This window comes from Actinoplanes subglobosus, from assembly GCF_042650585.1.
Taxonomy (GTDB): domain Bacteria; phylum Actinomycetota; class Actinomycetes; order Mycobacteriales; family Micromonosporaceae; genus Actinoplanes; species Actinoplanes subglobosus.
The window spans coordinates 1-10,662 of sequence record NZ_JBHSBL010000042.1; the positions used below are offsets into that span (position 1 = coordinate 1).

Here is a 10,662-nt window from a genome sequence, read left to right on the forward strand (position 1 = left end):
CGCCGCGAAAGCCGGCCCGCGCCGCGAAAGCCGGCCCGCGCCGCGAAAGCCGCCCCCGCGCCGTGGAGGGACAGCTGCCGAGGCTGGCCCGCGCTGCGAAAGCCGCCCCGCGCCGTGGAGGGACAGCTGCCGAAGCCGGACCGCGCCGCCGAAGGTCAGCTCCCGGCGAGCCGGACTCCGCCGCCTCCACGTTTCGCCTGGTACATGTAGGCGTCCGCCTCCCGCATGAGGACGGCGAAGTCGGTACCGTGCTCCGGGAACAGGGCCACCCCGATGCTGGCGCCGATCCGGACCGGCGCCCCTTCGATGTCGAACGGCTCCCGGAGCCGTTCACAGATGCGGTCACCGACGCCGATCGCCGCCTTCTCGTCCGGGTCGCCGGTGAGCAGCACCGAGAACTCGTCGCCGCCGAGCCGGGCCACCAGATCGGGCCGCCGTACGACACCCTGGAGCCGTTTGGCCACCAGTTGCAGGAGCACGTCGCCGGCGTGGTGGCCGACAGTGTCGTTGACCTGCTTGAACCCGTTGAGGTCGAGCAGCAGCAGCGCCATCCGGGTGCCGGTGCCGGCCGCGATCTCGACGGCGGTGGACGCGCGGTCGAGGAGCATCTTGCGGTTGGGCAGCCCGGTCAGCGAGTCGTGAAACGCCTGCTTGGTGAGTTCGTTCATGTGCACCTCGGCGGCCTGCCGCATCCGGGCGCTGTCCATGATCAGGGTGCCTTCGACGGCGAGTTGCTGGGCCAGGATCCGGTCCTGCGCCGTCCAGTCCCGGGTGCCGCTGGAGTCACCGCACATCACCATGCCGACCGGTCCCTGAGCGGAGAGCAGCGGCATCGCGATGAACGACTGGAGTCCGATCGTCTGGGTGAGCCCACCGGCCCGTACCTTCGCGGTGCTGGCGTCGGCGACGAGCATCGGCTCGCCCTTCTCGGCGCTGTTGCGCCACACCGGCGATTCGGCGGCGGCCTTGCCGAGCAGGTTGTCGGTGAGCGCCCGGTGGATCTCGTCGGAGAACCCGACCCCGTGCACGTACCGGATCCGCCCTTCGCCGTCGATGAGGTGCATCGCGGCGTGTTCGGTGCGGAACGCGGTGGCGCAGGAGCGGGCCAGAAGTTCGGCCGCGGTCTCCACGTTGCCGGCCGACATGCCCTGCTCGAACAGTTCCCGGATGGTGGCGCTGCTGTGCGCCACGAACTGACGCTGCTTCTCGGCGGCCAGCCCCTGCAGGGTGGTCGCGAAGTGCAGGGCCATCGTCGAGATGGTGTCGAGCTGGAGTTCGGCCAGGTCGGTGCCGGTCAGCAGGAGCACGCCGACGGTCTGCCCGCCGATGCGCAGGCGGATCGCCATCTGGTCGCCGTTGACGACCGGCTTTCCACCGGCCGGCGCCCGGAACACCTTGCCGGCGACCAGGTGGTCGCGACGGCCCGGCTCACCGACCCGCGCGCTGACGGTCATCATGCCGGTCTCCGAGTCGAGCTCGAAGACGGTGGCCGCGGTCAGCCCGGCGATCTCCGTCAGGTGCGGGGCCGTCAGGTCCAGCACGTGCTGCACCGACGGGGTGTCCTTCGTCATGAACGCCACCAGCTCGGCCAGAATCAGCCCCTGCCGGTCCGGCGTCGTGTCCTCGCCGACCCCTTCCAACCCGGGACCGGCTGTGTGCATCTCGCTGCCCACGCTCATGGCCCTAGGGTCGGCACCGCGGGGTCCCGGTTGAGCAGTGACCTGCCTGCGGGAGGTCGCAAATCGGGTGCGCTCGGGTGCCGTTCATAATCCCTTGATGGTGATCAAGGCGCTGATCTTCGACTTCGACGGCCTGTTGATGGACACCGAGACCACCCTGCTGGACAGCTGGCGTGCCGAGTGGCGGCGGCACGGGCTGGAACTCGACGAGTCGGCGTTCTTCGCCGACCACGGTGGCGACACCACCGACGAGAAGTATGCGCTGCTCGCGGCCGCGGCCGGGCCGGGTTTCGACCGGGCGGCCAGTCACGCGCGGCGTACCGCGTACCGCAATGAGAGACATCGCAGCCTGGGCCTGACCGCCGGCCTGGACGCCTGGCTGGGGGAGGCCGAAGGCCTCGGGTTGCGGCTCGCGGTGGCGAGCAGCTCGCCGCGTGACTGGGTGGCCGGCCATCTGGCCCGCACCGGTGACCTGGCCCGTTTCGAGGTCCTGGCCTGCGGTGACGAGGTCGCGGCGCACAAGCCGGACCCGGCGGTCTACCGGCTCGCGCTGGAACGTCTCGGCCTGCCGCCCGAGGCGGCGGTGGCTTTCGAGGACACCCCGCACGGCGTTTCGGCCGCGGTGGCTGCGGGGTTGCGGTGTGTAGCAATTCCTAATCTGTACGCCCACAACGCCCGTTTCGGGCAGGCAACCAAGCTCCTCCCGTCCGCAGAGGCGGCCCCGCTGAGTGTGGTCCTGGCCCACCTGCCCGCCGCCGGCGGACTCACCTGACGATCACCCGCCTCCCCACCTGACCCGCGCCGGCCGGCTCACCCGACGGCCGTCGGCACCCCGCCTGACCCGCCGCCGGCCGGCTCACCCGACGGCCGTCGGCACCCCGCCTGACCCGCCGCCGGCCGACTCACCCGACGGCAGTCGGCACCCCGCCTGACCCGCCGCCGGTCGACTCGCCGGAGGGCCGTCGGCACCCCGCCTGACCCGCCGCCTGTTGCCCGTCCGGCCGCCGCCGGCCGGCCTTCGCGGGCGCTCCGTGCCGCTGTCCAGCGAGCCGTCCGGGCGTGGCCGGCGCGCCGCATCGTGCCCGTGACCGGCCACGATGCCCCGTCATGAACCTGGGATTGCCCTGCTGTTTCGGAATGATTGCGCTGGGAGCGCTCCCATGGAATGCTGTCCATATCGGCCAACGATCCCCACCGATGTGTTGCCGACCGTTCCCCGGCGTGCTCCCACGCCGTTCCCCGTCTCGAGGAGCCCTCATGAGACCCATCCCCACCCGCGCACGAGCCCTGGCAGCAGCCGCTGCCGTGGGCGTCGTCGCCGCTGGCGGCGCCATCACCGTCGCGACCAGCGCGAGCGCCGCTGCCGGTTGCAGCGTCACCTATTCGGCCAACTCGTGGAGCACCGGCTTCACCGGCAACGTGACCGTCACCAACCTCGGCGACGCGATCTCCGGCGGCTGGCGCGTCACCTGGACCTGGCCGGGCAACCAGCAGATCACCCAGGGCTGGAGCGCCAACATCACGCAGTCCGGGACCGCTGTCACGGCGGCCAACCCGAGCTGGTCGGCGTCGCTGGCCACCAACGGCACGGCGAACTTCGGCTTCAACGCCAACTACTCGGGGACGAACACCGCTCCGGCGTCGTTCTCGCTCAACGGCACGGTCTGCAACGGCTCGACGGGTTCGCCGTCGCCGTCGACCTCGACCTCGCCGTCCACCTCCACCTCACCGTCCACGTCGACGTCCCCCTCGCCGTCGACCTCGGTGACGCCGGGCAACAAGGTCGACAACCCCTACGCCGGGGCCAAGGGCTACGTGAACCCGGAGTGGAAGGCCAAGGCCGAGTCGGTGTCCGGCGGTAGCCGGGTGTCGAACAACCCGACCGCCGTCTGGATCGACCGGACCGCTGCGATCGCCGGCACCTCGGACAGCAGCTCGAACGGCTCGATGGGCGTTCGCGCCCACCTGGACGCGGCACTGGCGCAGGGCGCCGGCTACATCCAGTTCGTCATCTACAACCTGCCCGGCCGGGACTGCGCGGCGCTCGCCTCCAACGGTGAGCTCGGCGTGAACGACCTGCCGATCTACAAGACGAACTACATCGACCCGATCGCGGCGATCCAGGCCGACGCGAAGTACAAGTCGCTGCGGATCATCAACATCGTCGAGATCGACTCGCTGCCGAACCTGGTCACCAACGTCGCCGGTCAGCCCGGCGCCACGGCGACCTGCGACACGATGAAGGCCAACGGCGGCTACGTGCAGGGCATCGGTTACGCCCTGAACAAGCTCGGCGCGATCAGCAACGTCTACAACTACGTCGACGCCGCCCACCACGGCTGGATCGGCTGGGACTCGAACTTCGGCCCGACCGCCGACATCATGCTGCAGGCGGCCCAGGCCTCCGGCAACGTGAAGAACGTGCACGGCTTCATCACCAACACGGCCAACTACTCGGCGCTGAAGGAAACCAACTTCACGATCGGTACGACGGTCAACGGCACCTCGGTGCGCCAGTCGAAGTGGGTGGACTGGAACCAGTACGTCGACGAGCTGACCTTCGCGCAGGCCTTCCGGTCCAAGCTGGTCTCGATCGGCTTCGACTCCGGCATCGGCATGCTGATCGACACCTCCCGCAACGGCTGGGGCGGCTCGGCCCGGCCCACCGGTGCGAGCACCAGCACCAACGTCGACACCTTCGTCAACGAGTCGCGCATCGACCGCCGGATCCACGCCGGCAACTGGTGCAACCAGGCCGGTGCCGGTCTGGGCGAGCGTCCGACCGCGGCCCCGGCCGCCGGTATCGACGCCTACGTCTGGGTGAAGCCGCCGGGTGAGTCCGACGGCTCCAGCAAGCTCATCCCGAACAACGAGGGCAAGGGCTTCGACCAGATGTGTGACCCGGCCTACACCGGTAACGCCCGGAACGGCAACAGCCTCTCCGGTGCGCTGGCCGACGCCCCGATCTCGGGCGCCTGGTTCCCCGCGCAGTTCGCGCAGCTCATGGCGAACGCGTACCCCGCTCTCTGAGTGGATGGACAGCAAGGCTGCCGGCCGGTGCTCAGCACCGGCCGGCAGTGCTATTGCAATACGAGTGCAACGTGACCTACCGTGGTCGTCGTGACGAAGGTATGGGCACTCGTACGGTTCGTGGTCGTCTACGAGCTGAGGCTCTGGGCGGCGCTGTTCCGGTGGATCCTGCGGCGGCCGGTCCCGGTCGAGCCGGGCACGCACCGGTTCGGATACATCGGCGCGGTCAAGATGATCCTCATCGCCTTCATCGCCGTCTCCGCGATCGAGATCCCGATCCTGGAGCTGATGATCCCGTGGCGCCCGGTCGCGAACGTGCTCCTGTTCATCGGGGTCTACGGCCTGATCTGGATGTTCGGCCTGGTGGCAAGCATGGTGGTGTACCCCCACCTGGTCGGCCCGGCGGGTCTGCGCATCCGCAACAGCATCACCCTCGACGTCGGCGTCGGGTGGGACCGGATCGCCGCGATCGAGGTGCGCCGCCGCTCGATGCCGCCGGGCGGCCAGACCCAGCTGGAGGACGGCGTGCTCTCCCTCGGGATGGCCAGCCAGACCAGCGTCGACGTGCGCCTCACCGAGCCGACGGTGCTCCCGGTCCGTAAGGCCAAGGGGCAGCCCGCGACTACTGTCCGTTTCCACGCCGACGATCCCGAAGGGCTCGTCGAGGCGGCCCGGGCCTTCCTGGAGACGGTTCAGGCCGCGACGAAGAACCGATAGACCGCGCGGTACGGCACAGCGGTGGTCCCGTTCACGCAGGATCCGGCCGGGGCCGCACCGCCGACGGTGTCGAGCCGCTGGATGTACGTGACCTTCCCGAACGTCCCGTTCCCCCGGGTGCTCCCGGCCCGGATCCGCAGCTGGGGGATGCTTCCCGGGCTCTCCGAGTCGACCCGGACGACGCCCGCCGGGTCACCCACGAGCAGTGAGCCGTCCTGGTCCGACTGCCAGCTCGGCCCCCGGAAGTGCAGGGCGCTGACCTTCTTGACCGAGCGCACCGTGACGCCGCTGAGCGAGGCCGCTGGTTCGAGCAGTGCCCAGGCCCCAGACCGGCACTCGTAGATCTGCACGCCGTGCGCCTTGAGCACGGCGTGCAGCACATGGCCGGCCGGCGGGGCCAGTTCGGCGGGCACCCGGGGGTCGACGCCGTACCCGGTGGCGCGCACCGCCGGTGCCGGGGCCGCGACCGGAACCTGGTCGGTCCCGGCGAAGGAGACCCCCGCCGGCACGGCGACCGACACGAAGGCCAGGCCACCGAAAGCGGCGGCGACCCTGGGACGGCGCTGGACGAAAGGGCGCACGGCGGACGGGCGCTGGGTCACGGAGTCCTCCCCTGTGGACGGTGACGCTGCGCCCTCACGCTAGTGCGCGTGGCGCCCGCGACGGCCCGTCCCACCGGGATTTCACCCGGAGGAAGTGCTCCTATCGGCGCGGGGGCATCCGGTAGAAGCCGGTCGGCAGGGTCTGCTCCTGGATCCGGACCTCCCGGGCCCGGGTGCGCAGGCGCACCAGCAGCAGCACGCCGAGGAACACGCAGATGCCACCGACGATCAGGCCGGGCCCGAGCAGCGAGGTCTGGTCGGCGACCAGGGCGGCCTCGGTGTCCTCGCCGGTGGGGTCGATCACCGCGCCGGTGTTCTCGTCGTCCGCGCTGTCACCGGCGCCGGCGTCCTCGTCCTCCTCCTCGGCCGGCGACTCGGACGGCGACGGCGACGGCGACGCGGCCTGCCGGCCGCGCACCGTGGAGCCCACGGCCGCCCTGGTCAGCAGCGTGTTCTGCTCGTCGAAGGCCTGCGCCTCGAACTGCACGTCACCGCCGTCGGGGCCGGCGAAGGCGACCTGCCAGCGACCGGTCACCGTCCGGCCCCGGCACAGCGTGCCCGGGTCGAGCTCCTCGTCGACGAACGTGGTGGTCTCACCCTCGGTGCTGGTGTCGGTGTCGAACTCACCGGCCTCCTCCACCCGGGTCACCCGCAACTGGCCGGCGTCGATCTGCGACCGCACCAGCAGGACCCAGCGGACCTTGCGGCACCGGCGGCTCTCCGACGTGACGACGGCGGTCAGGGTCTCCGCGGAGCGTGCCGCGGTGAACCGGTCCGGCGCCGTCACCCGGACACTGAACCCCGGCACGTCGGCGGCGGCCGGGGCCACCCATGCCAGTGCGTTCAGCACAGCGCCCGCGACGACCGCGCCGGCGAGCGCGGCGATCCGGTGACGCATGACGATCCCCCTTCTCAGGACGTGTCCTCGAAACGTCGTCACTACTTAGTTCGCCTGGTGAGCGAGAATGGTTCACCGGGTGGCCCGCGTCACCCACCCCGAGATCCTTATTTTTTCCTTAGGCCGGCAACCTTTCGGTTATTCGCGCAGCTCAGTGGGCCTGCGCGCACCGTAGCCACCCAGCTACGCAAAATTTTGAGCGAGCGTTCATCCGAACCGGCCGCCGGCACGTAATCCGGGGAGGACGCGGACCGGAGCATGCAGGGGAAAGCACCGCCGAGGACCGGGTCCAGCAACAGCGCTTGAGCGCGGGGCGTTCCCCACGGACGCCGGCGTCCCACCGCCCACGGGACGTGACCGCACCAAGGAAAACGAGGAGTCCATGGCCCGCTCGAAGAACACCAAGGCAACCGCCACCCGGGTGGCGGTAGACGTCGGATCCACCGGTACCCGTCCGGCGTCGAAATCAGCAGTGGCCCTGCTCATCCTGAGCATCGTGGCCGCCGTCTGGGCCGTCGCGATGATGACCACTCCGGGTCGCGTCGGCTACTACTACTTCTTCGCTTATCTCGACTACTACGTCGGTGTGATCAGCCTGGTCTCGCTGTCGATCACGATCATGGTCGGCCTGGTCGCCACCGACCGGCTCGTGCTCAGCGTCCGGCAGCGTGTTCTCCTGCAGTCCGTGCACCGCACCACGGGCGTGATCGCGGTCGGCGCGCTCGTCCTGCACGTCTGGACGAAGTTCGCCAAGGACTACATCGGTGTGATCGACATCGTGATCCCGTTCCTGACCGAGGGGCCCAACAGCCTGTACGTCGGGCTCGGCCCGATCGCCGGCTGGATCATGGTGATGGTCCTCTGGTCCGGCATCGCCCGTGCCCGGTTCATCGGCCGTGGCCGCCCCTGGATGTGGCGCGGCATCCACGCGATCTCCTACCTGATGTGGCCGATCGCCCTGGTCCACGGCCTGTCCGCCGGGCGGCCCGCCGCCACCTGGGTCACCGTCAGCTACGTCCTGTGCATCCTCGGTGTCGTCGTCGGTCTCGCGGTCCGCCTGTCCGTGAGCCTCAACCGCCGCAAGGACTTCGCCTCGCCGGCCGGCGTCGGCGCGGTCAAGCAGCAGGAGACCGGTGAGCTGCTGCCCACCGCCTCGGCCCCGATCCGCCGCCCGTCCCGCGGGCCCGCGGTGGACCTGCTGGCCCCGGCCGGCGGCCAGCCCGCCCCGATGGCCCCGCCGGCCTGGAACCAGCCGACCTCCGGTCCGTCCGCGCCGACCTGGAACCAGCCGTCCGCGCCGCAGGCCCCCCGCCCGGTCAGCGCCGCCCCGGCCCGCCCGGTCAGCCCGGCTCCCGCCCCGGCCGAGGAGGACTACCCGCCCCGCGGCCGCCGCCAGCCCGAGCTGGAGGCCCCGGCACCCCGGCAGCGCCGTGCCGCCGAGGACGACGAGCGTTACGACACCCAGACCCGGATGTCACGGCGCGACCTCGAGGAGGAGCGCTACCGGTACGACGACGAGCCCGCCCCGCGCTCCCGTGGCGGCCGCTCGCAGGAGGCCTACGACGACGGCCGTGGACGTGGCCGCCGGTTCGACGACGACGAGCCGCCCGCCCGCTCGCGCCGCCGGGACGATCTGGAGGCCACCGGCACCCGGATGCGCCGGGACGAGTTCGAGGCCACTGGTACCCGGATGCGCCGGGACGAGTTGGAGACCACCGGTACCCGGATGCGCCGGGACGACCTGGAGTCGACCGGCGCCCGGATGCGCCGCTTCGAGGACGACGAGCCCGCCCCCCGGGCCCGCCGCGAACCGGAGTTCGACGAGCGTCCCCGGGGTCGCCGCCGTGCCGACGACGAGTACGAGGACGCCCCGCGTGGTCGCGGCGCCCGCTACGAGGACGAGCCCGCCCCTCGGTCCCGGAGCGAGCGCTACGACGAGCCCCGGTACGAGGAGCCGGCCCCCCGCCGGCAGAGCCGCAGCGAGTTCGTCGACTTCTCCGAGGGCCCGGCCTACCCTGCCGACGACACCCCGACCCTGGTGGACAGCGGCTCACGCCGGAACCGCCGCGACGAAGGCGGCCGCGGTGCCCGCCGGGGCCGCGACGACGCCGACGACGGCTACTTCTCCCAGCTCCGTGGTGACTCGAGGGACGCGAATTGAGCACGGCACAGGTTCCACCGGTCACGGCCATCGGCACCCCGCGGATCACCGCCGGGTACGACGAGTACGGCCGTCTCGACCTCCTGGCCCACCAGGAGGTGCACGGCGGGTTCGCGGCGCTCTCCTCCGGTGAGCTGATCGGTCTCGCCGACCGTATCGAGCTGCGCGGACGCGGCGGCGCCGGCTTCCCGTTCGCCCGCAAGGTGCGCGCGGTGGTCGACTCCTGCCGGCGTCAGGACCTCCCGCCGGTGATCGTGGTCAACGCCACCGAGGGCGAGCCGCCGTCGTGGAAGGACAAGGCGGTCCTGACCCGTGGCCCGCACCTGATCCTGGACGGCGCGGCGCTGGCCGCCGCCGCCCTGGACGCCGAGGAGATCGTCATCGGTGTCGCCGACGACGGTGTCGGTCAGAACTCGCTCGCGGCCGCGCTGGCCGAGCGGCAGATGCCGTGCCCGACCCGGATCGTCGTGGTGCCGCACCGGTTCATCTCCGGTGAGGGCGGTGCGCTGGTCCGCGGCATCAACGGCGAGGCGCACATCCCGCCCGGCCGCAAGGTCCGGTCCAGCGACAACGGCGTGATGGGCCTGCCCACCCTGCTGTCGAACGCGGAGACGTACTCGCAGCTGGCGATCGCGGCCAGGCTCGGACCCTGGGAGTACAACTCGGTCGGCATCCCGGAGGAGCCCGGCACGGTCATGCTGACCGTCGGTGGTTCCGCCACCGCGCCGGCCGTCGTCGAGGCACCCACCGGCACCCCGCTCATGGAGGTGCTGGAGATGTGCGGCGCCGACCTGGGCCCGGGTCTGCTGGTCGGCGGTTACCACGGCAAGTGGGTGAGCGCCGAGAAGGCCAAGACCATCACCATCTCCCGTAAGGGGTTCGCGAAGGTCGGCGGCACCCTGGGCGCCGGCATGCTCATCCCGATCGGCTCGAAGACGTGCCCGGTCGGCGAGGTCGCGCAGGTTGTGCAGTACCTGGCCGGTGAGTCGGCCGGTCAGTGCGGCCCGTGCCGGATCGGCCTGCCCGACCTGGCCCGCGCGGTCACCCTGGTGTCGCTCGGCGGTAACGCGGTCGAGCAGGTGCGGCAGGCGGCCGGCATGGTCAAGGGCCGTGGCGCGTGCAGCCACCCGGACGGCTCGTCCCGGTTCGCCCTGTCCGCGCTGGAGGTCTTCCACGAGGACGTCCGGGCCCACGCCAACGGTGAGGGCTGCGGCAAGCAGGTCCGCGGCATCCTGCCGCTGCCCTACACGGCCGAGAAGGGCGCCCGCAAGCTGGCCCTCGACTGGTCGCGGTGTGACGGGCACGGCCTGTGCTCGGCGGTCGCCCCGGAGATCATCCGGCTCGACCACAACGGCTTCCCGGCGTTCCCGCAGACGCCGCTGCCGCCGTGGCTCGAGGACGGCGCCCGAAAGGCGGTCAACGTGTGCCCGGCGCTCGCGCTGCGGCTGACCGAGCCCACCCCGGCGAAATCATGAGCGGGTTCCGCGTACCCCGCCTGATGTTGCCCCTTGCCCTGGCTGCCGTCCTCGCGGCAGCCGGGTGCGGGACCACACCGGCCGCGGCTCCGGGGGCGCC

At 71.5% G+C, this 10,662-nt stretch carries 8 protein-coding genes; 5 read left to right on the forward strand and 3 right to left on the reverse strand.

Annotated elements, in window-relative coordinates:
- Positions 1-155: 155 nt before the first annotated feature.
- A complete protein-coding gene (locus ACFO0C_RS47995) occupies positions 156-1,679 on the reverse strand; it encodes a diguanylate cyclase domain-containing protein (RefSeq protein WP_378073598.1) in 1,524 nt (507 codons plus the stop codon).
- Between the two features lie 97 nt (positions 1,680-1,776).
- Here ACFO0C_RS47995 and ACFO0C_RS48000 point away from each other — a divergent pair, with 97 nt between their 5' ends.
- The 3 genes from ACFO0C_RS48000 (at position 1,777) to ACFO0C_RS48010 (ending at position 5,426) form a co-directional block, all read left to right on the forward strand.
- Positions 1,777-2,451, forward strand: coding sequence for an HAD family hydrolase (locus ACFO0C_RS48000; protein ID WP_378073599.1), 675 nt, complete (start codon positions 1,777-1,779; stop codon positions 2,449-2,451).
- A 485-nt stretch (positions 2,452-2,936) separates the two neighbouring features.
- A complete protein-coding gene (locus ACFO0C_RS48005) occupies positions 2,937-4,709 on the forward strand; it encodes a glycoside hydrolase family 6 protein (RefSeq protein WP_378073600.1) in 1,773 nt (590 codons plus the stop codon).
- Between the two features lie 90 nt (positions 4,710-4,799).
- The gene (locus ACFO0C_RS48010) at positions 4,800-5,426 is read left to right on the forward strand and encodes a hypothetical protein (protein WP_378073601.1); all 627 of its coding nucleotides are present in this window, start codon (positions 4,800-4,802) and stop codon (positions 5,424-5,426) included.
- Here ACFO0C_RS48010 and ACFO0C_RS48015 read toward each other — a convergent pair.
- A complete protein-coding gene (locus ACFO0C_RS48015; RefSeq protein ID WP_378073602.1) occupies positions 5,402-6,028 on the reverse strand; it encodes a DUF3455 domain-containing protein in 627 nt (208 codons plus the stop codon). The two genes, ACFO0C_RS48010 and ACFO0C_RS48015, sit on opposite strands and share 25 nt — an antisense overlap.
- A gap of 100 nt (positions 6,029-6,128) precedes the next feature.
- Positions 6,129-6,926: a hypothetical protein gene (locus tag ACFO0C_RS48020; RefSeq protein WP_378073603.1), complete on the reverse strand. Its 798-nt coding sequence runs from the start codon at positions 6,924-6,926 to the stop codon at positions 6,129-6,131.
- 382 nt (positions 6,927-7,308) lie between these two features.
- On the opposite strand from ACFO0C_RS48020, the gene ACFO0C_RS48025 reads away from it, so the two are divergent.
- Together ACFO0C_RS48025 and ACFO0C_RS48030 are read left to right on the forward strand one after the other, a co-directional pair.
- Entirely contained in the window at positions 7,309-9,087 is a 1,779-nt protein-coding gene (locus tag ACFO0C_RS48025) for a translation initiation factor III (RefSeq protein ID WP_378073604.1), read from the forward strand.
- Positions 9,084-10,562 (forward strand): NADH-ubiquinone oxidoreductase-F iron-sulfur binding region domain-containing protein, encoded by a 1,479-nt coding sequence (locus ACFO0C_RS48030; protein WP_378073605.1) that lies wholly within the window; start codon positions 9,084-9,086, stop codon positions 10,560-10,562. The genes ACFO0C_RS48025 and ACFO0C_RS48030 overlap by 4 nt, the downstream gene beginning before the upstream one ends.
- The last annotated feature ends 100 nt before the right edge of the window (positions 10,563-10,662 follow it).

Coding starts and splice junctions, on each gene's coding strand:
- ACFO0C_RS47995 (WP_378073598.1), bottom strand. CDS start 1,679: ATGAGCGTGGGCAGCGAGATGCACACAGCCGGTCCCGGGTTGGAAGGG.
- ACFO0C_RS48000 (WP_378073599.1), top strand. CDS start 1,777: ATGGTGATCAAGGCGCTGATCTTCGACTTCGACGGCCTGTTGATGGAC.
- ACFO0C_RS48005 (WP_378073600.1), top strand. CDS start 2,937: ATGAGACCCATCCCCACCCGCGCACGAGCCCTGGCAGCAGCCGCTGCC.
- ACFO0C_RS48020 (WP_378073603.1), bottom strand. CDS start 6,926: ATGCGTCACCGGATCGCCGCGCTCGCCGGCGCGGTCGTCGCGGGCGCT.
- ACFO0C_RS48025 (WP_378073604.1), top strand. CDS start 7,309: ATGGCCCGCTCGAAGAACACCAAGGCAACCGCCACCCGGGTGGCGGTA.